We start from the raw sequence: 22,997 nt of genomic DNA, 5'->3' as shown, positions 1-22,997 counted from the left end.
AATCGTGTTCTTGTCTGTTATTCACACGGTGGTGCCATGTGGATCACGGCTAGGCCTCCTAGAGAAGTTTCACGGTACTTCTTGTTCATGTCTTTACCTGTTTGATACATGGTTTCGATAACCTTGTCTAACGAGATAAGACACTTGCTGGTACGTTTCAGTGCCATGCGTGATGCATTGATCGCTTTCATTGCACCCATTGCGTTACGTTCGATGCATGGTACTTGTACAAGACCGCCGATAGGGTCACATGTCATGCCCAGTGAGTGTTCCATCGCGATCTCAGCTGCAATACAAATTTGTTCGTTGCTACCGCCACGTAGGGCAGTTAGGCCTGCAGCGGCCATTGATGAAGATACGCCGACTTCACCCTGACAACCTACCTCTGCGCCAGAAATTGAAGCATTGGTTTTGTAAAGGATGCCGATAGCGCCAGAGACTGCCAAGAAGTCTTTAAGCTGCTTAGTGTCTAGCTCTTTGATGAAACGGTGGTAGTACATCAATACCGCAGGGATTACGCCGGCAGCACCATTGGTTGGTGATGTCACGACCTGACCACCTGCTGCATTTTCTTCACTCACGGCAAAGGCAAACAGGTTAATCCAATCCATGATCTCCATTGGATCGTTTTCAATCGAGGCATTCGCTTCCAGCTTTTTCAAAAGCGCAGGAGCTCGACGCGTTACTTCTAGGCCGCCATCAAGAATGCCTTCAGTGTCAAAGCCACGTTGCATACACAGAGACATCACCTTCCAGATTTGGTCGGCTTTCTGGTCAATTACATCCATATCTTGGAATGAAACTTCGTTGCGCAGGATTAAACCACCAAGGCTAAGCCCTTGTTGCTCCGATAGTTCAAGTAACTGATCAGCTGAAGAGAAAGGGAACTCAACTTGTGTTTCTGCTTCTTGCTTGCCGTTTTGTAGCTCATCAGCGGTTGCGATAAAGCCACCACCAATTGAGTAGTACGTTTCCATATCCAGAAGGCTGCCGCTTGCGTCAAAGGCAGAGATAGTCATGCCATTTTCATGCAATGGAAGGTTGGTTTTGTGGAAGAGTAGGTCGCTTTCTACATCGAAATGAATTTCATGGTTACCGCTAACCAATAGAGATTTGTCTTCAATCGCTTTACGCATTGCTTGGTTAGCACTGGTAATTTTAATGGTGTCAGGGCGGTTACCTAGCAAACCTAATAAGGTCGCTCTGTCTGTGTGGTGACCAATACCCGTCAATGATAACGAGCCGTATAAGTCGATTTGAATACGCTTCACTTGCTTAAGTTGAGCATTAATTTTTTTGGTAAAATTAAACCCAGCGATCATTGGTCCATTTGTGTGGGAGCTGGACGGCCCAACTCCAATTTTGTAGATATCAAAAATAGACAGCATAGTAACTTCCTGTGAAGACGGTTCGATGAACGAACTCTGTGTAAAATTTATATTTAGTTAGTTCCACTTCTTTGAGTGAACCTATTCGTGATTGAGCCTAATCATTGATTGAAACGGCTCTTTTATCGACTCATGCTAACAAGCATAGAGCGATGAAATACAAGAGCGTGCTATGTTTGCTTTAAAGCGACACGTCTATTCTTGTATGACCTAAAGTGTTGCTATCAATAGTGAGCGTTATTGCGAGCAACATATAAGAATTTCAAAATACTTTTGTTAACAAGTATTGTATACATAATTCACTTCATCTAATCCCCAAAACGAGACTTGAACATAAAATGAGCATTAATCACCTCCTTATTGTGCTGGGTAAGCGACTTAATGAGAATAAATTGACTGATGAAGGAATCAGTCGAGTTGATGCTTTAGTTAAGTATCTGGTGGAGCCTTTGGTCGAAGAGTCGAATCAGCAAACTGCCGTTGCATTCTGTGGTGGGATCACAAAAGGGCAAACCCTCTCAGAAGCCGATGCGATGCACCAGTATTTTAGAAAGCTTGAAAATCAGCGTGCACATCCGTTCCCGTTAGGGGCGGTTTTGCTTGAGCAGCATTCGACCAACACTGTCGAGAACATTCAGAACTTGGCCTCAGAGATGGTTGCAAGCGGGCTGTTTACTCGCGGGCAGAGTGTGCAGGTGACATTCGTTTCTAATGACTACCACTTACAGCGTATATTCGAGATTCAATCGCTCATGGACGAGCAAGGTTTGCTTAAAGTTCTCATCGAGAAGTGTTCCGCACTTGGGGTGGAGCTGCAAGTAGATCGCAGGTTGGAGGCTCATGTTGCGGTGCCATACCCACATCAAAGTGCTCAAGGGCAATTGTTTCTGTTGATGGATGTACTGACGACCTATCGAGTCTATCTTGAAGGTGTCTGTGCGGGCGTATTTAAGCGAGATTTGGAGTTGGTTAGACGAGAGCCCGAAAGGCTGTCTTTGGAAGCACTGATAACTGCCAAGGAGCTCGTCGGACGTTCATCTCACTTTGAAATTGTAGACAGTTTAATCCCAGTATTGGAGAGCTGTATCCAGCAGACGTCAGTGGGTACAGACATAAAAAAAGTCAGGGGATACCTAGCTCTACTAGATACTAACCTGACTTTATTGAATCGTTATTTAGATCCGGAATCGGATCGCACGCATCGCTGGTGGCGATAGGTGATTATTTCTTTCTCGTGATGCCAATAACGGTTTTTAAACTCGCAAACGCAATCAGACAGTAAGCTAGAAGCTCTGTGCCTTCTTCTGCGATGTTTTTAACCGCTCGAACGTAATCATCGCCCATAACATTGTGCCAGAAGCTACCCATGCCAAATAGGCGGGAGAATACCAACAGTAGCATCACGCCAGTCACTAGCAAATTCATGTGTGGGGATGCAAGAATAAGTGCAAGCTGATCAATGGTTCGTTTACCATTTTTAATCGCATAGAAAATTGCGCTACCAGCAACCAAGAGGGCAGGGACAACCCAAGCGCCATGTACAATCTTGTCGAACCAAAAATCCATTTCACGAATAAACATCACACTGAAGAATGCACAGATGAGCATAGCTGCGTGCTTAACTTCACGGGTCTCTCTTGCTAGATAAGCAAAAGACCCAGACGCGATAATAAGCAGTAACTGTTGCAGCATCTCGGTCACCGAGATCTCACCAACATTGCCATTCAACAATACGAAATCAATTCGAAGCGCAAGGTTTGCGACAATACCAATCGCTAAAACAACGAGAGCGGTTTGGCAGCGTTTGAAGATCACTTGAGATGTCGACTGGGAAAGGGTGAACTCTGGCAGTTCAAATGACATTTGAGTTTGTTCTTTCGTTTTTGATTGGCTTTTCATAATAATTCTATGTGTAAAATTTTGTAACAGGCGGGCATTCTATCGGCCTAGGTTAGGCTAATGTCAGAGCTATGTCAGGAATAAAACACTGTTCAATTGGTGTGTGTGTACGGTAAACCGCTGCCTTATGGCAGGCAGTTTACGTAACTTAATTGAATTTTTAGGGGTAGGGTTTTAAAGCTTTGAGATTGGAAACTTGTAAGATAAGTGATTACTTTTCAGTTTCTTGCTCATGGTTATTGCGGTAGTACTCCCACTGTTCAATACGCTCACCGTCATCGAATACACAGTAAGTTGTACGTTGATTGTTTTCAGTCACCGTGTCTAATTCACCGTTCTGTTGAACACAATAAACCGCTGCTGGGTTAGCGACTGAAACACGTTGGCCTTCGCTATATTCTGCATAGTCGTTTGCACAACCGCCCAATACAACGGCACATACAGCCATCAAACCAATTTTTTTCATGTTTATCTCCTACGTGATAACTCTATAATCGAATGCGTTAAGTTCTACAGAACCCAATGAGAAGCTCTATGAAATGAGTATATTTTAGATTTCAGAAAAGGTTGTCCTAATTTGGTCAAGATATTGAAATAGGTTGATATTTCTCCATCTTTAACTACTTTTTGAGTGTTGGATCAAGCTAAGTGGATTTAAGTTAGCGTTGGAATATCTCCGTCCGATAAGTTCTTGTTGACGATTGTGAACCTCGAATCTATTGATGATTATGATATGATGCCGCCAAATTCAGTAGAGCAGTCACAATCATGAGACACCTAAAAACAACCATCCACCCTGATATCGACCATCTAGATAATAAAACGGTCTATAAGCGCAACGCTGCCCGTGCCATTGTGTTAGATGGTGAAGACATTCTGATGCTCTATACAGAGCGTTATCACGACTACACCATTCCTGGTGGTGGTTTGGATGAAGGGGAAGATGTGATTGCTGGTATGGTCCGTGAACTCGAAGAAGAGACAGGCGCGAAGAATATCCATAGCATCAAGCCGTTCGGTATTTTTGAAGAGTTTCGTCCTTGGTATAAAGACGATGCGGATCTGATGCACATGATCTCTTACTGTTACTCATGCAAGATTGATCGCGAGCTTGGTGAAACAGCTTACGAAGACTACGAAGTGAAAAATGGGATGAAGCCAGTGTGGATGAATATCCATGAAGCGATCGCACACAACGAAAAGACGATGGCCGAGAGCCCTAAGAAGGGGATGAGTATTGAACGTGAAACCTTTTTGCTGCATTTGATTGCCAAAGAGATGCTTTAGCTTTTATCAATACAAGCCTGTTAAGCTATTTATTTGCCGCCATTTTTGGCGGCAAAGTTGTTTCTAGCAATGCTAAAATGTAATAACGGTAACCAATCACTGAATGTGGTTGACATTGTCAACTAGATGTTTTTGATGTATCTTTACTCAGCGATGGCCCTATTTAGTTTAACTGCCCGGTCATATCGCTAAATCTCGCTGTGAGCCTGCCCCAAACAAAGAATACTATGAATAAAAGACAGTTTATTGCCCATTATCTGCGCATGAATCGCACCTCGTACTTGTTGGCGATTGTGTTCATCTTTCTCGTCAACTGGTTACAAGTAGAGATCCCTCGTTATATCCAATTGGCGATAGATTTGATTGATGATGCCTCTTCAACTGGCCACCAACAGCTTCAAACCTATGTTTGGATTGTGGTCGGTATGTCGGTTGCCATGGTTGTGGTGAGAATTTTGTCTCGTATTTATGCGCTTAATCCGGGGCGAATTACAGAGGCTGCACTTAAAAGTACCCTTTTACAAAAGCTGAACCGCTTACCAAGTAGCTTTCACGAACACTTTGCTTCTGGTCGCTTGATCTCAATCATCAACAATGACCTGAGCGGTATTCGTTTAATGTTTGGTGTCGGCTTCCTGCAGTTCTTTAATGCGTTGTTAGCTCTGTCGCTGACGCCTCTATACATGTGGCGTATTTCACCAGAATTAACGCTTTATTCGATTATTCCTATCTCAATCGCTTTTGTGATTTTCCGTGTGGGCTTCAAGCGTATGAAAACGCTGCACTTAGAGCACATGAAGCGACTGCAAAATCTATCTGCTCAGTTGATGAGTTACCTATCAGGGATTGATCTGATCAAGAGCCAACAGATGTCACCTTGGGTGAAGGCGGAAACTGAAAAGCTCAATCAACTGTTGCTTGAATGTCGTCTTAAGATCACTCGTATTCAGGTCTTCTTCATGCCGGTGCTCGATTACGCCAATGATCTGATGAAAATCATCATTCTTGGTCTGGGGGGGGGCATGTTGATGAGACAGGAACTCACACTTGGTGAGATAACCGCTTTCTTAACTTACTCGGTTTTGCTCGCTATGCCATTGATGCAGCTTGGCAGAATCGCGACCATTTATCAGCGTGGCATGGTAGGCATTCAAAGTGCACAAACCATTCTTAACGCCAAAGTCCCAGAGTTGGATGAAGATAGGCTCACTGAGTTAGATGTTGAATCGCTAAAAGGAAAAACGTTTTCCGTTCGCAATCTCAGCTTTAGTTATTCAGGTGAAGAGCGTCTGATTCTCGATGACATCAGCTTTGATATCCCAGTAGGCAAGAAAGTCGGAGTACTTGGTGGAATAGGGGCGGGTAAAACGACATTAGTGAACTGCTTGAACCATCATTTGGACGTTCCAGAAGCGGCGATTTTCCTTGGGGAAAAGGACATCACTAGCTTCTCACGGAGTGACTTGCGCCGTTATATTAAAACCGTGACTCAAGACCCTTACCTGTTTTCAGCAACCGTCGAAGACAATATCCGTTTTGGTAGCTTAGATACTGATTTGGCAAAGAGTCAGGTTGATGAAGTGCTAGAGCTCAGCCAGTTGGCCAGTGACGTGACGCGTTTTGAGCATGGCGATCAAACCTTAGTTGGTGAGAAAGGGATCATGTTGTCAGGTGGTCAGAAGCAGCGCCTGAGTATTGCTCGGGCTTTACTACAACCCACCGATTTGATCATCATGGATAATGTTCTGTCTGCGGTCGATTATGAAACCGAAAGAAAGATCTTAGAAGGCTTGTTTAAACGATTGGAAAATCAGTCGGTTCTTGTGGTTTCACACCGCGTTAATGCCCTTGAATATATGGATGAAATCATCGTGTTGAATGAAGGTAAAGTGATCGCGAAGGGCGACCACGCCACGTTATTGAAAACGTGCGATTACTATTACGATACATGGCAACTACAGCAGAATGAAACGGAGGCAGCAGCATGTTAAAAGGTGTTGATCTCAAGTACCTCAAGCACTTTTTTAAGTTTGCTAAGAAATACAAAGGCTTTGCGATTCTGGGCATCGCTATGCTTCCTCTTTCTGTCATCACGAGTTTGTTGTTCCCTTGGCTGATCATTCAAGTGATCGATGTTCACCTGAGCCACGGTGATATGGATGGTTTGCTCGAATACGTCTTCTATCTCGTTGCCGTGTTGGTAGCGAGCTATGTTGTGGATACCACCTATTCGTACAACCTGCGTAAAACCGGACAATACACGATAACTGACATGCGATCAGTGCTGTTTGCTCGCGTGCTTAAACTGCCACGTAGCTATTTTGATAACACACCGATTGGCGTAACGCTTTCGCGACTAACCAGTGACTTGGAAACCATCGGCGAGACGTTTGTTCAATCGGTTGTAGGGCTAGTTAAAGACAGCATTAATACCATTGCTCTGTTGGTGATGATGTTCTTTATTGACTGGCAGTTAACTATGATTGTGTTGATAATCATGCCGCCGGTGATGTACTTGACGGTGTATGTGAGAAACCGACTTCGTGCTTTATATAAGGTGACCCGTTCTTCGCTCGCTCGCGGTATTGGCTTCCTACAAGAAGTCTTATTTGGCATGAAAACCGTTCAGATGTACCGAGCAGAAGAGCAAGTAGAACAACGCTACCAAGGCTATACTGATGAGTTTCTAAGAGCGCAGAAGAAGATCAATAAATACGATGCGATTTTATTCTCGTTTATCTCTGGCATTACCTCGATCACCATCGCGATTATGATCTGGTATGGCTCTGAGCAAGTGATAGAAGGGGCGCTTACTTTGGGGGTGCTGATTGCGTTCATCAACACCTTAGAAAAAGTGTTCGTGCCGATCCGCGATTTTACTTCTCAAATTGCATCAATTCAGAGCTCATTTGCAGCGTTCGATCATATTGAAGAGCTGTTTGTTGAGTCAACGGAAGAGGAAGGACGCAACCTTTTGCCGTCTAACGAGTTAGAGAAACAGCTTGAACAGTTTGTGAGCCTTGAGTTTAAGAAAGTGAGCTTCCGTTACAAAGATGACTCTCCCTATGTTCTAAAGAATGTTTCGTTTGTATTGGAGAAAGGACATCAAATCGCGCTTGTGGGGTCGACGGGGTCGGGTAAGTCGACGATTCTGCGTTTGATCTCTAAAACCTACCAAGACTATGAAGGTAGCATTTTGTTGAATGGAATAGAGTTGTCGCAGATCTCAAGCGAAGACTCTGCTCATTTGTTCTCAATGATGATGCAAGACGTACACTTATTTGAAGAAACAATTCAGTTCAATATTGCACTGGGTAAAACACATTTATCTAGAACAGAGGTTGAACAGGCGGCGCGCTATGTTTATGCCGATAGGTTTATTGAACAACTCCCTAAAGGTTATGATTTCCATCTGGAAAAGAATGGCTCCAATTTGTCTGTGGGGCAAACGCAGCTTATTTCGTTCGCACGAGCGGTTGCACAGGGGGGGCAATTGATGATGCTTGATGAGGCGACCAGTTCGGTAGATTCAATCACCGAAGACCTTATCCAAAAAGCGATGCAGCGTCTGTTTAAGGAAAAAACCGTGATTGCGATTGCACACCGCTTGAGCACCGTTCGCCACTCGGACACCATTCTCGTGTTGGAAAAGGGTGAAATTGTTGAGCAAGGTAGTCATCAACAGTTAGTGGCTCACAATGGAGTTTATGCTGGGTTGTTGAAGGAATCGATTGTAGAAATGAGTGATTCTCACGTTACAGTAGCCTGATGGCTCTAATTTAGGTTCTGATTTTTCGATAGGTGGTATGTTGCGCTAATGTCTATTGCTTGCCAATACCTCTTGGGTCAAAGGAAAATAAAACATAATTTACGATCATTAATATGTTATGATCTCTCTACTACTAAAGGGGTGTCTTCGGGCATCGGGGTGTATGCGAGCAAACAGGCGTGCTTGTGTCAGTCACTTTCTGGCGAATATGGAATCGAAAATGTTGTTGGAAGAAGTTGTAGAAATTATTGAATTAACCGATTCAGACCATTTATCTCAAGCAATGGAACTGTTTAACGAGCATGGCTTTGTTGACGCAGAGCACTTACCTTTTATGACGGTTGTTTTTGAAACAGCACCAGAGCACCTTGCGAAAAAGTTGTCGCAAATAGGCTTTAAAGGTTTAGTACAAGTAGAGAAGAGCGAAGACGCAACTGGCTTTATGATTGTTGATGCTGAACGAATCCAGCTTAGCAAAAGCGCGTAACTGGAATCGCTCCGTAACATCCATTATGACTATTTGAGGTTAACACAGTGACAACAGCTACCGTTTCATCAACAAAGCAACACGTATCCAATGAACATGCACTTTTGGGTGCGTCGTTATTAGCATCACAAAAAGTAGAACTGGCGCTGTTTACTGTGATCTCTAAATTAGCTAAAGCCTTATCAAAAGAGCAGCAACAGTCATTAGGTTTGGATCTGGATACCTTTTTAAGGGAGAAGCCAAGTGAACAAGCCTCTACGTTGAGCCTATACGAACAGACGTTTGGTGAGCAGCTTCCTTTGACGAAAAATGAACTCAACGATTTTATTTATCATCGAAACTTGGTAACTCGTGGCTTTTGGCGAGTGACTGGCGCCGATGTTAAAGGCGGCGAGAAGCTTGCTAACCCAGAACTTTATTTAAAAGAGTTCTTGGCAAAATGTGAATACTGGCAAGTGATGCTTGATACCCAAGCCAAGTAAGCGAATTGAAATAAGAAAGCCATAGCGAACATGTTATGGCTTTTTTGTTTGTGCAAACAACATTAAGTTTCTTAATGTTATATGGTCGCCTCGAATACTTTGGACAACACTTTTAGTGCTTAAAGCTCGCCCCCAATTCCTAAAGCATCATCTTCAAAACATAGTTCTTAGAGACAAAGTGGTGTTTAAGTGCAGCGCTGACATGCAGCACAATTAAACAGGCTAGGGCAATACAACTGGCACGATGTAAATAAAAAAAGAAGCCATTGATTGCAGAGTCAGTAATTAGATTATTTACGCTCACTAGCCAAAATAAAGAGTACGGTTCTTTTAGCATTAAGTAACCAGTACTGAAGACCATAAACATCGTAAGGTACATCAAAGAGTGTGCAAGCTTCGCTACACATTTTTGCCCTTCAGGCACAGAAGTTGGCATGGTTGGCGATGACCGGAAGTGACTCCAGACATAACGAACCACGAATAATGGTGTTGCCACTGTCGCCAATGACATATTGAGTACCGACAGAAAAGAAAACAGCTCAGGATGACTGGTAACATAGTGCATCACATACCCTGCAATTGTTGCATAGATGATTACAGAAGCCATTACCCAGTGCAGTACACGGCTTACTAAATCGTATCGTGGATTATTCAAATTAACCTCGTTCTGATCGTTATTAATATAAAATTCATCTCGATGCAATAAATCAACTCTTGGTATATTCGCATCGCGAATTAATTATATAGAACAGTATTACGCGGTATTTTTATAATTTAGAAATTAATGATGTTGCTTCAGGTGTTTTATAATTATCAATGATGTTTTAGAGTGTTAATTCCAATGCGGACAAGCCAAGTTTGTCGACTTCCTGGCTTGTATACCTATTACAAGATACAGTTAGCTTAAAGATGAAACATATAAGGAATGTATAATGCTTCGAATCTTATTGATTGTAGTTATCTCGGTGTTCAGCTCGATGAGTTTTGCAAGCGAAGAGGATAAATACTCTGAACAGGAATATTTGGATAGACCGCTGATGGAACGCTATATCTTGGACGAGTTGAAGCAACTACGAATGGAACAGCAGGATCTTGAAAGGCGTCTCACCATTCAGATGACAGATCGTGAATTGGCAGTAGCGGATAAATCGTTGAACTATGCCAATGTGACCGTGACGTATTTCTTCTACATTATTGCTGGTGTAGCTTCTCTTATTGCATTGGTGGGTTGGCAATCACTCAAAGAATTGAAACACACCACCAAAGAGATGGCTGACCGACGACTCAACGACATTGCCCAAGATTATGAGAAGAAGTTTAACGTTCTTGAAAGGGATCTTAAGCGTAAGACTCGAATCATCTCTGAGAACAACCGAGAAATCGAAATCATCAATGAAATTCATAATTTATGGTTGAGGGCTCAGAATGCTCAAACTGCCGAGCAAAAAATTGAAATCTACGATGAGATCTTAAAAGTTCGCCCGGGTGATTTGGAAGCACTAACTTACAAAGCCGATGCCGCAATGGACATGCAGGAATACCACTGGGCGATGAGCTTATGTAATCGCGTGTTGGAAGTGGACGATCAAAACGCTCACGCCTTGTATCAACGTGCTTGTGCTTACGCAAGGTTAGGGGCTGAAGGTCAAGCGATCGATGACTTAGAGCGCTCGGTTGAAGCAAGTGGCTCAATGAGAGAGCTATTGGCTGATGAACCTGACTTTGAAATGCTGCGCGGCTTAGAACGCTTCGAAGCACTTCGTGAGGAGTAATGTGAGGTAAAGATCCGTGTTAACTAAGGTGGTGGGCTTTGCACGCTCACCATACTTTCACACCTATCGCGCTATGGTTTCTTACATTCCATTTATTTTCTTGATTGAATTGTTATGTTATAACACTTTTTAAGTTCCTTGTTATAACCGCTAAGTATTTTATGAAGTTCCTCCGTATTGGCCTGATCGTTATTGCTATCAGTGCATTTTTCCTTGCTTCTTTGCTCTCTTTTCACTCCGAACCAGAACCAGAAATCTCTATCAAAATCACACCTTATCAAGATTCTCAACCGAATGATGAGGGAGGTGTCGATTTGCAACCGACTCCCAACTCTTTGGTCAAAGTTCATTATTTTGTGAAAGTTGGTGACACGCTAAGCAATATATTTTTGTCATGGAAACTGCCTTATGGAACGGTTCAAAAGGTAATGGAGGCGGATCTGGAGTCTTTGAAACTCGACACAATAAAGCCTGGTGATCATCTAGAGTTGCTGTTGGATAGTGACTCTAAACAACTCGTTGAGCTGATTTTCCATGAAAGCCTCGTAGAACAAGCTGTCTTTACGAAAAATGATGATGGCAGTTTTAACTACCAATTCCATGAAATGCCTGGTGAATGGAAGGAAAAGCTTTATCAGGGCAGCGTTCATGGCAGCTTTTCAACGTCAGCCTATAAAGCGGGGTTAACTACTAACCAGATAGCCAATATCACCCGCACACTAAAAGACAAAGTCAACTTCTCTAGAGAACTCAGAGCCGGTGATAGCTTTAATGTGCTGGTTAATGAGCAGTACACAGACGATCACCTTACAGGAAAAACGGAAGTTCAAGGGATCTCCATTAAGTTGAGAAACCGAGAAGTGGCGGCTTTTCTAGCACCTGATGGGCGCTTCTACGACAGAGAGGGAAATAGTCTAGAGCAAGCCTTTGATCGATACCCGGTCGACAGAAAATTCCGAAGAATCACTTCTTCGTTCAATCCGACACGAAGACACCCCGTAACTGGGCGAATCTCACCGCACAATGGTACCGATTTTGCGACCCCTGTGGGCTCACCTATCTACTCAACAGGTGATGGTCGTGTGGTGGCACTTCGTGACCACCCGTATGCTGGTAAATATTTGGTGATTGAACACAACAGCGTATATACGACCCGTTATCTTCACTTGAGCCGCTTCTTAGTTAAGAAAGGGCAGCAGATTAAGCGTGGCCAGAAAATAGCGCTCTCTGGCGCAACAGGCCGTATAACAGGGCCTCACTTACACTTTGAAGTGTTGGTGCGTGGTAGGGCGGTCGATGCGATGAAGGCTAACCTTCCAATGGCGAGTTCTATTCTTCCTCAAAATAAGAAAGAGTTCCTTACCCGAATTGCTTCATTTGATGGTTTGATTACAGATCAACAGAGCAGTTCAAGCTGATTTATGGTGGCCATTACACATATAGCCGATAGCTAATGACCGTTGATTTTCCCTTCCCGCTTAATGGGAAGGGGAATAGCAGACAAGTTATTTACTCGACTGTTTTAGCAGCTTGGCTATTTGTCTTTTTATTACTTAGTTAAGCGACGACAACCGCTGTGCCGCTTGCGGATACCATCAACATGCCATTACCTGTTCCTAAAACTTCGTAATCGATGTCGACACCGACCACCGCGTTAGCACCTGCTTCAATCGCTTTCTGTTCTAACTCTTTGAATGCGTAGTTACGTGCTTTTTCCAATTCCTTCTCGTAAGTGCCAGAACGTCCACCCACAAAGTCACGAATCCCCGAAAACATATCTTTGAAAACGTTAACCCCTAGGATAGCTTCTCCAGCAATAACCCCTTTGTAATCGACAATGCGCTTGCCTTCGATTGATTGTGTGGTGGTAATAATCATAATGGCCTCTTGTAAGCTTGCTGAGTTGTTACTCGCTTATTGATTGATAGTTCGGTCTTGTTCTTGAATGTCATTGCTCCGTGTTGTCTCTGAGCGCGTGAATTCATGCCTCAACCATGTTCTCAGTTTTAGCACACTTTCTTGTTTTAATTTGTTTTTTGGGCAAACAAAGTAGAAATCTTGGTGTGGGTTAGCGACTGGCTCGCCAAGCTCAACCAGCATGCCATGACTGATGTCATCTTTCACAAACAAGTGGGGGCTGATTAATACCCCAAGCGAGTGAATCGTAGCTAAAAGCGAGATCTTAAGATTAAAATAATGAGCGTATGTGCTCTTTTACTCGGTCGATGTGTTGGTTTGGTTCAATCTCACAACGCTGCTTAGTCTCTAGGAATCGCTCAGCGTATTTGTCGTAGATTTTGTTTTCTAAGAACAGCAAATACAGCTTGGGATCGATATGACCGCTGGTGGCCATGTCGGTCATGATGTTGAGTGATTCGCTTAGGAGTTTGCCTTTCTTATACGGGCGATCACTAGAGGTGAGCGCTTCGAATACATCGGCAATGGCCATCGCTCTGGACGGCAGAGGTAACTGGTCTTCGTTTAAGCCTCTCGGGTAACCCTTACCATCGATACGTTCGTGGTGTCCGCTAGCAATATCCGGAATATTCTGGAGGTAAGGCGGATAAGGCAGCTTGTTAAGCATGGTGAAGGTTTGAATAATATGATCGTTGATCATGAAACGTTCTTCATCGTTTAACGTGCCACGACGAACTTTCAAGTTGTGCAGTTCACCTTGGTTGTATTTGACCTCTCCTGGCTTAAGCACAAACGCTTCTTGCCATACATCAGCAGGGCTAAAGCCATTGTCCCACGGTATTTTATGCTCAGGCTTATCGGCAAGTAGCGGTTCCATCACCGGTAGTATTTGGTCTTTTCTTGCTGGCTCGGCTCCACTCTCCTCTGTCGTGTCTTGTTGTTCATTGAATCTCTCTTTTTCAGACCAAGATAACCCTAGCTGATCGTCGAGTGTTCGTTTCCATTGGCGCTTGGCTATTCGGTCTAAGCGTTCTAGTTGTTCGTCCGTCATCGACTCTCCACCAAGGTTGCACTCAGCAACGAAGGCAAATTCTTCATCCAATTCTGACAAGCTTTGTTCGAGGGTCTTAAGCTGATCCTCTTGAAGCGCTCCGTTCGCTATGGCTTTCCAATAGTCGGTTTCAGCCTGTTGTTTTAACAGTTCGAAACGCATTCGCACTTCGTGGATTCGGTCGTAAATGGTTTCAAGTTTTGTAGCTTTGTCTACGACATACTCAGGTGTGGTTACCTTGCCGCAGTCATGAAGCCAAGCGGCGAGCATTAACTCTTCCCACTGTTTACTATCCAATGAGAATTGCGGGTAATAACGGTCATCATCAATGGTTGCTTGAGTTAGCCATTTGGTCAGTTCAGGCACTCGTTGGCAGTGCCCGCCCGTGTAAGGTGATTTGGTATCAATCGCTGATGCAATCAACTCGATAAAGGCATTCAGCATGTCTTTCTGTTGCTGCATTTGGTCAATGTTATCTTTGGCTATTTCCGCAAAGCTGAGCAGTTCTCGTAAGAAGGCGTGCTTGTCTGCCTGCATCTTGGTAATCGGTCTTTCATAGCCAATTGCGACGATACCCACCAACAACTTCTCACGGTTTAATAGTGGAAACAGGTACAGATCTGAATTGAAGATCGAATCTTGGTAATAGTTGAGAACATTGTCTTCTCGGTTTAAGTGGATGGTTTCCCCAGATTTAAGTTGGCACAACAACCAAGGGGTATGTTTGATGAAGTCATTAATGTCGGCTTTAAAGGGAATAATGGCGAGGTTAGCCGCAGTATCAAACACGTCTTTCTCTTTTGATTGGGTGAAAAGGACGATGGTTTCTGCTTTGGTAATTAAATAGCTTTGGTGAGCAATATTCTTGGCTAAGATCGAAAATTCCTGATTACCTGCAGTGTCTCGAAGTAGTGTTATCAGATCATGAAGCGTGTGTTCCATCAGCTCAATCGAATGGGCGAGGTTAGCCACTTCTTGAATCATGCTTTTGGGATAATGAGTACGCCTGAAGTCAAATCGAGCGATGTTGTCGGTGAGTTGCATCAGCGTATTAAGCGGCTGAGACAGTCGATTAGCAACAAACCATACGATAGCGAAGCAGATGAACAACATCCCAATCGCGACCGCAACTTGCTTGTCTCGCATTGAGATAAGATCAGCGAGCAGCTCATTGTGTGGCGTCGCTTCTGCCAAGTATAAGGTGACGTTTTGAGTGAGTTGAACCGGCGTTAGCGTTAATGCCCAAGTGTTTAAGTTGTATTCAACGTTTTTTAGGTTGAGGTTAAACTTCTCTTCATCAGAGATAAGCGGCGCTATGACGGAAGCTTTCAATGCTTCCATCTGTTCACGTTTGGGCACATTAAAGAAGCTTAGGTCTTGCTCACTACCAGAGAGTTTTCCCGTCGCTTGGTTATTCGTTTTCTCAATTTCACTTGTGTCATTAGGCTGGGAGGTAAGCTTGGGAATTGATAGATCAAGTTGATGCTGACCGAGAAGATTAAAATGTTGGTCGAACAAGGCGAGTCGAGTTTGCGGAGAGTAGGCCAATTCACTGATCTGGGAAGAGAGAGATTTCAACGTGAAGTCGGCACCAACGACATGCTTGCCATCCAAAGAACGTCTAGAAAGCGTAATGCCATTGGTTTGCAGGAAATAGAACAGGTAGGGCTCAGAAAGTTGTATTGAGCCGTCAGGCTTTGCATTACGAAACCAAGGTCGAGTCGTAGGGTTGAACTTACTCTCGTCTTGTCGGGTACTGATCACTTGGTGTGCGCCATCGAGAAAGCTAATAAAGTTTTCACCATCTAGGTTGGTGCTGCTGACCATCATTGTCGCTTTGGCGGGAGCGTTGTTGTCGGTTCTCTGTTTAATGGAACTCAGAGGCCGAAAGATTCTAAAATTACCATCTTCAGAGCCATAGAACAGAGCGACTAAATTGGTATTTTGTTTGAAGATGATATCGACCGAAGCAAGCCAAGATTCTTTTTCGACGGAGGAGGTTTGATGAGTAACAAACGGGCTTACTGCCATCACGTTTAAGGTTGTGATGACTGGGGCAATAGCTTGTTTAAATACCGATTCCAGCTTATCGCGATGTTCATTACTGACTTCGCGCACGGTGCCTAAAAGCAGTTCTTGAGAGTGCCGATAACTTATCGAAATCAGTACGGCACCGACAAGAGTGGTCAAAATTAAGAAAAGGCTAGTGATGTGGATACTCAGCGGATATCGTCTTCTTCTCATCTAACACTCCAACTTGTGAACTGGTTTAAGTATTGACGAACTTGGGTAGGTTGCAAAAAATTGGTGCAATTACTGAGTTCATTGCGGATAAGTTCGGGCTCTCCGCGTTATTTTGAGTTGTCTAAAGGAATGAATAATAAACCTTTATGTTTGGGTGCTAATTGTCACTTTCAGCTGATAAACTGGTCGCATTGCTGCCATTAGGTATTTCTTTTCAGAAAAAGATGCAGACACTCCTTTCCAGAAAGAAGTTCAGAGTCACTTTCTGAAAAACGTTTTTTGACCAAGCGAAGAGGGCATTGATTCATGGAACTCAAAGTAGATACTCACACTCATACATACGCAAGTGGTCATGCTTACAGCACATTGATCGAAAATGCCAAGTCGGCAAAGCAAAATGGTTTAGCCATGTTTTGTACCACCGACCATTCAGAATCAATGCCTGGTGCTCCACACTATTGGTTCTTCAGCAACCAACGTGTCCTTCCTCGTTTTATCGAAGAGGTTGCCATCATCCGTGGTGTTGAGTCGAATATCATGAACACTCAAGGAGAAATCGATATCCATCCGAGTGTAGATAAGAACTTGGATTGGGTGATCGCAAGCTTCCACGAGCCCGTTTTTCGCCCATTGGATGTCGCAACGCATACAGAGGCTCTCGTGAACGTGATTAAGGGCGGGCGAATTGATGCGCTTGGTCATCTAGGGAATCCTAATTTTGATTTCGATTTTGAAACTGTCATTCAATGCGCAGTTGAGCATAACGTAGCGATTGAAATCAATAACACCACACTTAAAGGTAATAGCCGAGTTGGCAGCGTTGACCGCTGTTATGAGATTGCAAGAATAGCGAAAGCGAAGGGCGCGTTTATTACTACAGGCAGCGACGCGCATTTCTGTTTAGATGTCGGTGGCTTGGACTTGGTCGCTGCATTGTTAGATGAAGTGGGTGTAGATTCGAGTAAAGTGATCACTCATTCACCACAGCAATTCTTAGAATTTTTAGCTATACGTGGGCGTGAATCTATCGTTGAGTTTTCGGGGTTTGAGTGATTGATCGTCTGTTATTAGTTAGCTAGTTTGCATTTCGACACAATCAATTTTTGTGCGTGACGGATTTTTGTATACACTAGCCGGAAAATAATAAAGTCGAAGTGCCACAGTAATGATGGCTCTAACTTCAAAGAGACCGCTTCACTTGGAGAAACAATGAAAACTCGCTCAATCCTTTTATCTGGTTTAATCGCTGCTTCAGTATTGTCTGGCAACGCATTTGCTAATGTAGACCTTAAGAAAAACATGCAAGAAATGAAGCTTGCATTCAAACAAGCGGCAGAAGCTCAAAGCATTGAAGAGATGCAAAAGCCTATCGTTCGTTTAGATACGTTAGTAGCAGAGCTGAAAACGGGTGTTTACCCAGTAGAGAAAGAAGATAACTTCATGGAAGGCTTCAAAAAGATCAGTGCATCACTGGATAGCATTGAACAGAAGCTAGACCAAGGTGACTTAGCGTCGGCACAGCAAGAACTTCGTACTATTGACGGCCTTCGTGAAGAGTACCATGAGAAACGTAATCCAAGTATTTGGAGTAAGATCTTCGGTTAATTTGCTAATCAATTGAGTTTGCTTATCTATCACTGCCGATAGCTATCTTGTTCGCTAGAGTTACCAAAACAAGTTAGTAGATAACAAAATTCAACTTCTAAAACGCCGCTTATATTTCCTTTTTCAGGGAAAATATAAGCGGCGTTTTTAATTGTCTTTTTTCTAATCAGTTTGATGCACTGAGGTGTGTAATATTTTATTAGTGTTTCTGTTGTAACCAGTTTTTAACTAAATAGAGTGTGCGTTAGCTTCAATTTTTTAACCTGATGCTAATCTTTACGTTTACCTATATAACAAGTGCCTCATAATAAGGGAAATTTATAAAGATTAGGAATAATGCGCCGAACTTCGTTCAATTTCTCCATGTTACTTGCTACAGCATTAAGCTGGGTGCTAGTGACATTAATGCCTGTTATCAATGCTCATGGTAATAGTGCGGGAGTATGGGCGTCGTTATGTACGGTCAACGGTTTTGAACTGGTTCAGATTGAAGAAGGTGAACCAAACACACACAAAGGAAAACCGTGTCCGTTTAGCCATTTTTCCACGTTTCACCAAGATGAACTTCCAACTACACTACTGACAACTCGACTGAGTTCTATTGTCTCCGACAGCTACGCTTTTTTGGCTCTAAGCGAACGCTACACGAGGCAAGTTCCACGCGGCCCTCCCTTTGATATTGCTTAAACCTAACCCATTAAAACAATTAAAAAATATAGTATTAAGTAAAGTTAAATATGCTCCGATTACTTTCTGATTTTTCAGAAGGTATGTTTGCGCGTGTCAAAGGAAATAATAATGTTGAGAAATGAATCTCAAGCCTCTGCGAAAGCACAAACTAATTCGCAGTCAGCAAGCAGTGTAAAAACGAAAGACCGCAATAAATTCCTCTACTTCCTCACATGGCGCTGGCACTTCTATGCTGGGCTATTCGTTATCCCATTCATGTTAATGCTGAGCATTACTGGTTTGGTGATGTTGTTTGATGATGAAATTGAATTGGCTTTCCATCACGATGCGATTGAAGTTGCTGCATCGGGTAAACCCGTCAAGGCTTCACTGCAGTTAGCCGCAGTGCAGGATCAATACCCACAAGGCTCGGTGACGCAGTTTGTTCCAAGCAAAGCACCTAATCTCGCTAACCGTTTTTCAGTATCACTTGAAGACGGAACGTCCGTTTTCGCCACCGTGAATCAATACACTGGCGAAGTGGTCGGAGAGATTCCGCGCAGCGATAGCCTTTATCAACTCGTGAATGATATTCATGGCACCTTACTAATCGGTGATTGGGGCGATTACCTTATTGAAGTGGCGATTAGCTTATCGATTCTGCTTCTTATCAGCGGTATCTACTTATGGCTACCGAGAGACAACGCTAGCCGTGCTGGTTTTCTTAAGCTAAGAGTGTCATCAGGGTCACGTGTACTGATGCGTGACCTACATGCGAATATTGGCGGCACGTTATCTCTTATCCTGCTGTTGTTTATTCTTTCAGGATTGGCGTGGACGGGCTTCTGGGGCGGCAAGTTAGTCCAAGCATGGAGCACTTTCCCTGCTCAAATGTGGGATGATATTCCGCTGTCTGATAAGACGCACGCATCGCTTAACCACGGTTCAGAAGAAGAACTGCCGTGGAACTTAGAACAAACACCACTGCCGTTGTCTCAAGATAAGCCTGCAGAGCATGTACACCACGTGGAAGAGGCATCTGAACCTCATGATCACTCTAAGATGGGGGAAGACCACTCTCAACATGTGATTGCAGCAAGCAGCTTTGGTATTGATGATGTCATCGAAAAAGCACGATCTTTCGGCTTCACGCAATACAAGGTGAACTTCCCACGCTCAGAAACGGGTGTTTACACGGTCACAGCCAATACAATGGGCGGGGATATCATCGATCCAATCCAAGATCGTACCACGCACCTAGATCAATATTCAGGTCGTATCCTTGGTGAAGTGACCTGGCAAGATTACAACTTCATCGCCAAGACGTTAGCGGTTGGTATTTCATTGCACCAAGGTGACATCAGTATCATCAATAAGCTTCTAAATGCTTTGTTTTGCTTGGCGTTCATTGTTGTGTCAGTGACTGGCGGTGTAATGTGGTGGATGCGCAGACCTTCTGGCCAACGCAAGCTTGGAGCGCCACCTAAGTTTGGTGACGAAGGCCTATGGAAAGTAGGCTTAGTAACTGTCGTTGTTATTTCAGTGCTGTTTCCACTCGCGGGAGCAACGATTGTGACTGCCTTGCTATTGGATTGGTTGTTGTTTTCACGCGTTGAGAAACTGAAGATGGCGTTAAGCTAATCAATATCTATACAGATCCTCTCAGTTTGAGAGGATCTGTATCATTCACACAATGCTTGCAGCATTATGTATTTCTTTCAGTATCAGTTTATTTCTCCTGCCAGCTTGTCACCCAAGTGTTCCATCGCGTAATCAATGAATACACGCAATCGGGCTGGCATGTACTTGGTTTGAGCAAACTGCATTGCGATAGCACCATGGTAATTACTCTTGATAGTCCAATCTTCCAATACCTGTACAACAGAGCCTTCAGCCAATGCATCTTGAATCACGAAGTCATGGAAAATACCGACGCCAAGCCCTTCTTTCACACCTTTTAGTCGCATTTGCGAGTGGTTCACAGCGTAACGTCCGCTGACGGGGACTGTGTAAAACTCATCATCTTTAAGAAAGTCCCAAATGTGGTCTTTATCTGTTTCTGCAAGGTATAAGCAGTCGTGCTCAGAAAGCTCGGTAGGGTGGAGAGGAATTCCTTTGGCATCTAGATAGTCGGGGCTCGCACATAATACGAGGTTTGTTTTTCCGAGCTCTTTCAATACCAAACTCTCGTCTGGCTTGTCGGTAAGGCGAAACGCAATGTCGATGCCTTGGCGCAATATGTCGATGTCGCCATCTGCTGCTCTTAACTTAAGTTGGATCTCAGGGTACTGGTTTAAGAATGGTACAACGAAAGGCTGTAGAACCGAGTTCAAGAAGGCTTCTGGTGCCGCTACCGTTATAGAGCCCGCAGGTTCAGTATGGTCGGAGGTTGAAAGCTCAACTGCTTGTTGCGCCGCGTTGATCATCACCACGCTCTGATCGTATACCAACTGGCCTGCTTGGGTGATGATAAGGGTACGAGTGGTTCGTTCAAACAGTTTCACCGACAGTGCTTTTTCCAAGCGAGTGATGAGCTTACTCAAGGCTGAAGGTGTCACCCCTAACTGTTTTGCTGCCGCAGTAAAGCTCCCTTCATTTACCACTAAAATGAATGAGGCTAGATCTGGAAGTAGGGCGATGAGTTTAGGGTTGACCATAAGTATCCACGAGTTTCGGCGATGAGCGTAAAGTGATTGTGAGCGATTTACTTTGATTTGTGAATCAATTTCATTAATTGCTTAGTGTGATTACTCTGATAGATTGATGTGTTTGAAGCTTATCTGTATAGCGGCGTTGCTGGTGCTCATTATGAGATAAGCCGGTTTTGATGACTATATCGTTTTGATATTAAAAATTGAGATTTGATATGAAAGCGAAATTATAGGGAAATTAGAGGAGATTTGGCGTTTAAAAGAGAAAGCTAAGGGCGTTAATGTGCCCTGTGTCACTGGGATGAATAATGATTGATGCCTGTGATTCATTAATGTTTTTCCAACTAAAGGGATAATCGAAAAGCGGATGTTCAACTAGAATAGGGGTATAAGTTTTACAGTGTAAATGATCGAATTGAAATCGTTTACATCCCCTACATAATGCGGCGCGCGATGCTGCTGAATAATAATTAGGAAGGAATAGACAATGTCTTCTGCATTTTACCAACAGATTCAAACTCAAATCGAAGAAGTTAAAGAAGAAGGTCTTTACAAGTCTGAGCGCATTATTACTTCTGCACAAAAAGCAGCGGTTTCTATCTCGACTGGTGAAGAAGTACTAAACTTCTGTGCAAACAACTACTTAGGTCTTGCTAACCACCCAGCACTTATCGAAGCTGCTAAAGACGGTATGGATCAGCACGGCTTTGGTATGGCTTCAGTACGTTTCATCTGTGGTACTCAAGACTCTCACAAAGAACTAGAGCAAAAGCTATCTACGTTTCTTGGTAAAGAAGACACTATCCTTTACACATCTTGCTTTGATGCAAACGCTGGCCTATTCGAAACGATTCTAGGCAAAGAAGACGCAATCATTTCTGATGCTCTAAACCACGCATCTATCATTGATGGTGTTCGTCTATGTAAAGCAATGCGCTTCCGTTACTCGAACAACAACATGGAAGAGCTAGAGCAGCAACTAATCGCAGCTAAAGATGCGGGCGCTCGTCACACGCTTATCGTAACTGACGGTGTGTTCTCAATGGACGGCGTAGTCGCTAACCTTCCTGCTATCTGTGACCTTGCTGACAAGTACGGCGCACTAGTGATGGTTGATGATTCTCACGCAGTTGGCTTCATGGGTGAAAACGGCGCGGGTACTCACGAGTTCCACAACGTTGTTGACCGTATCGACATCATCACAGGTACGCTTGGTAAAGCAATGGGTGGCGCTTCAGGCGGTTACACTTCTGGTAAGAAAGAAGTGATCGACTGGTTACGTCAGCGTTCTCGTCCATACCTATTCTCTAACTCTGTTGCACCAGCAATCGTATCTGCTTCTATTCGCGTTCTAGATCTTCTAGCGGAATCTGGCGACCTACGTACTCAACTATGGGAAAACTCTACTCACTTCCGTACTCGCATGGAAGAAGCGGGTTTCACTATGGGCGGTGCTGACCACGCAATCATCCCAATCATGCTTGGTGATGCAAAAGTTGCGGCTGAATTCGCAGAGCGCGCACTAGAGAAAGGCATCTACGTTGTAGGTTTCTCTTTCCCTGTAGTACCAAAAGGCCAAGCTCGTATCCGTACGCAAATGTCTGCTGCACACTCTCGTGAGCAGCTAGACCGCGCAATTGATGCGTTCATCCAAGTTGGTAAAGACATGGGCATCATCTAATTTTAAAGGGGTGCCACGGCATCCTTTAATTAGGTAGAGCAACACCCAATAGAACATATAGATTTTTGATTCTCGCCTTACAGTTAGGCGAGATG

The 22,997-nt window shown here is 43.7% G+C and carries 20 protein-coding genes and 1 pseudogene; 13 read left to right on the top strand and 8 right to left on the bottom strand.

Annotated elements, in window-relative coordinates:
- Positions 1–17 precede the first annotated feature (17 nt).
- Positions 18–1,388 (bottom strand): L-serine ammonia-lyase, encoded by a 1,371-nt coding sequence (locus tag L4C44_RS04795; protein ID WP_428804502.1) that lies wholly within the window; start codon positions 1,386–1,388, stop codon positions 18–20.
- Between the two features lie 338 nt (positions 1,389–1,726).
- Here L4C44_RS04795 and L4C44_RS04790 point away from each other — a divergent pair, with 338 nt between their 5' ends.
- Positions 1,727–2,605, top strand: coding sequence for a YdcF family protein (locus tag L4C44_RS04790; RefSeq protein ID WP_327784415.1), 879 nt, complete (start codon positions 1,727–1,729; stop codon positions 2,603–2,605).
- A 4-nt stretch (positions 2,606–2,609) separates the two neighbouring features.
- Here L4C44_RS04790 and L4C44_RS04785 read toward each other — a convergent pair whose 3' ends face one another.
- Together L4C44_RS04785 and L4C44_RS04780 are read right to left on the bottom strand one after the other, a co-directional pair.
- Positions 2,610–3,287 carry a hypothetical protein gene (locus L4C44_RS04785; protein ID WP_146490090.1) on the bottom strand — a complete coding sequence of 226 codons (678 nt, stop codon included), beginning with the start codon at positions 3,285–3,287 and terminating at the stop codon, positions 2,610–2,612.
- 211 nt (positions 3,288–3,498) lie between these two features.
- Positions 3,499–3,753, bottom strand: coding sequence for a putative hemolysin (locus L4C44_RS04780; protein WP_428804501.1), 255 nt, complete (start codon positions 3,751–3,753; stop codon positions 3,499–3,501).
- A gap of 302 nt (positions 3,754–4,055) precedes the next feature.
- Between L4C44_RS04780 and L4C44_RS04775 the strand changes: the two genes are divergently transcribed.
- The 5 genes from L4C44_RS04775 (at position 4,056) to L4C44_RS04755 (ending at position 9,312) form a co-directional block, all read left to right on the top strand.
- Positions 4,056–4,574 carry an NUDIX hydrolase gene (locus L4C44_RS04775; RefSeq protein ID WP_060981568.1) on the top strand — a complete coding sequence of 173 codons (519 nt, stop codon included), beginning with the start codon at positions 4,056–4,058 and terminating at the stop codon, positions 4,572–4,574.
- Positions 4,575–4,801: 227 nt separating this feature from the next.
- The gene (locus tag L4C44_RS04770) at positions 4,802–6,565 is read left to right on the top strand and encodes an ABC transporter ATP-binding protein (RefSeq protein ID WP_428804500.1); all 1,764 of its coding nucleotides are present in this window, start codon (positions 4,802–4,804) and stop codon (positions 6,563–6,565) included.
- Positions 6,559–8,343: an ABC transporter ATP-binding protein gene (locus L4C44_RS04765; protein ID WP_428804499.1), complete on the top strand. Its 1,785-nt coding sequence runs from the start codon at positions 6,559–6,561 to the stop codon at positions 8,341–8,343. Before L4C44_RS04770 ends, L4C44_RS04765 begins: the two co-directional genes overlap by 7 nt.
- Positions 8,344–8,563: 220 nt before the next feature.
- Positions 8,564–8,830: a hypothetical protein gene (locus tag L4C44_RS04760; RefSeq protein WP_061017461.1), complete on the top strand. Its 267-nt coding sequence runs from the start codon at positions 8,564–8,566 to the stop codon at positions 8,828–8,830.
- Between the two features lie 47 nt (positions 8,831–8,877).
- Complete coding sequence (locus L4C44_RS04755; RefSeq protein ID WP_428804498.1) at positions 8,878–9,312, top strand: hypothetical protein; 435 nt, start codon at positions 8,878–8,880, stop codon at positions 9,310–9,312.
- A gap of 139 nt (positions 9,313–9,451) precedes the next feature.
- On the opposite strand, the gene L4C44_RS04750 is transcribed toward L4C44_RS04755, so the two are convergent.
- Positions 9,452–9,967 carry a cytochrome b gene (locus tag L4C44_RS04750; protein WP_146490095.1) on the bottom strand — a complete coding sequence of 172 codons (516 nt, stop codon included), beginning with the start codon at positions 9,965–9,967 and terminating at the stop codon, positions 9,452–9,454.
- 277 nt (positions 9,968–10,244) lie between these two features.
- On the opposite strand from L4C44_RS04750, the gene L4C44_RS04745 reads away from it, so the two are divergent.
- Both L4C44_RS04745 and L4C44_RS04740 read left to right on the top strand, forming a co-directional pair.
- Positions 10,245–11,084: a tetratricopeptide repeat protein gene (locus L4C44_RS04745; RefSeq protein WP_327784411.1), complete on the top strand. Its 840-nt coding sequence runs from the start codon at positions 10,245–10,247 to the stop codon at positions 11,082–11,084.
- A 161-nt stretch (positions 11,085–11,245) separates the two neighbouring features.
- Positions 11,246–12,502 carry a peptidoglycan DD-metalloendopeptidase family protein gene (locus L4C44_RS04740; protein ID WP_428804497.1) on the top strand — a complete coding sequence of 419 codons (1,257 nt, stop codon included), beginning with the start codon at positions 11,246–11,248 and terminating at the stop codon, positions 12,500–12,502.
- Between the two features lie 139 nt (positions 12,503–12,641).
- Here L4C44_RS04740 and L4C44_RS04735 read toward each other — a convergent pair whose 3' ends face one another.
- From L4C44_RS04735 to L4C44_RS04725, 3 genes and pseudogenes are all read right to left on the bottom strand, one after another.
- Positions 12,642–12,962, bottom strand: coding sequence for a heavy metal-binding domain-containing protein (locus L4C44_RS04735; RefSeq protein WP_146490098.1), 321 nt, complete (start codon positions 12,960–12,962; stop codon positions 12,642–12,644).
- 36 nt (positions 12,963–12,998) lie between these two features.
- Positions 12,999–13,253, bottom strand: a pseudogene (locus tag L4C44_RS04730) (LysR family transcriptional regulator); the annotation flags it as partial.
- Positions 13,254–13,272: 19 nt separating this feature from the next.
- Complete coding sequence (locus L4C44_RS04725) at positions 13,273–16,296, bottom strand: HD domain-containing phosphohydrolase (protein WP_428804496.1); 3,024 nt, start codon at positions 16,294–16,296, stop codon at positions 13,273–13,275.
- Positions 16,297–16,602: 306 nt separating this feature from the next.
- Between L4C44_RS04725 and L4C44_RS04720 the strand changes: the two genes are divergently transcribed.
- The 4 genes from L4C44_RS04720 to L4C44_RS04705 all read left to right on the top strand — a co-directional run bounded on the left by L4C44_RS04720 (position 16,603) and on the right by L4C44_RS04705 (position 20,211).
- Complete coding sequence (locus L4C44_RS04720; protein ID WP_428804495.1) at positions 16,603–17,349, top strand: phosphatase; 747 nt, start codon at positions 16,603–16,605, stop codon at positions 17,347–17,349.
- Between the two features lie 156 nt (positions 17,350–17,505).
- On the top strand, positions 17,506–17,901 hold the full coding sequence (locus L4C44_RS04715; protein WP_017059534.1) for a cytochrome b562: 396 nt from the start codon (positions 17,506–17,508) through the stop codon (positions 17,899–17,901).
- Between the two features lie 336 nt (positions 17,902–18,237).
- On the top strand, positions 18,238–18,588 hold the full coding sequence (locus tag L4C44_RS04710; protein ID WP_146490102.1) for a hypothetical protein: 351 nt from the start codon (positions 18,238–18,240) through the stop codon (positions 18,586–18,588).
- Between the two features lie 111 nt (positions 18,589–18,699).
- A complete protein-coding gene (locus tag L4C44_RS04705) occupies positions 18,700–20,211 on the top strand; it encodes a PepSY-associated TM helix domain-containing protein (protein WP_428804494.1) in 1,512 nt (503 codons plus the stop codon).
- Between the two features lie 83 nt (positions 20,212–20,294).
- On the opposite strand, the gene L4C44_RS04700 is transcribed toward L4C44_RS04705, so the two are convergent.
- Positions 20,295–21,227: a LysR family transcriptional regulator gene (locus tag L4C44_RS04700; RefSeq protein WP_428804493.1), complete on the bottom strand. Its 933-nt coding sequence runs from the start codon at positions 21,225–21,227 to the stop codon at positions 20,295–20,297.
- Between the two features lie 481 nt (positions 21,228–21,708).
- Here L4C44_RS04700 and L4C44_RS04695 point away from each other — a divergent pair, with 481 nt between their 5' ends.
- Positions 21,709–22,902, top strand: coding sequence for a glycine C-acetyltransferase (locus tag L4C44_RS04695; protein ID WP_428804492.1), 1,194 nt, complete (start codon positions 21,709–21,711; stop codon positions 22,900–22,902).
- The last annotated feature ends 95 nt before the right edge of the window (positions 22,903–22,997 follow it).

Origin of the sequence: Vibrio satsumensis, assembly GCF_050337435.1 — a bacterium.
Taxonomy (GTDB): domain Bacteria; phylum Pseudomonadota; class Gammaproteobacteria; order Enterobacterales; family Vibrionaceae; genus Vibrio; species Vibrio satsumensis.
Note: the sequence above shows the minus strand (reverse complement) of the source record. Positions and strands in the feature narration are given on the sequence as shown.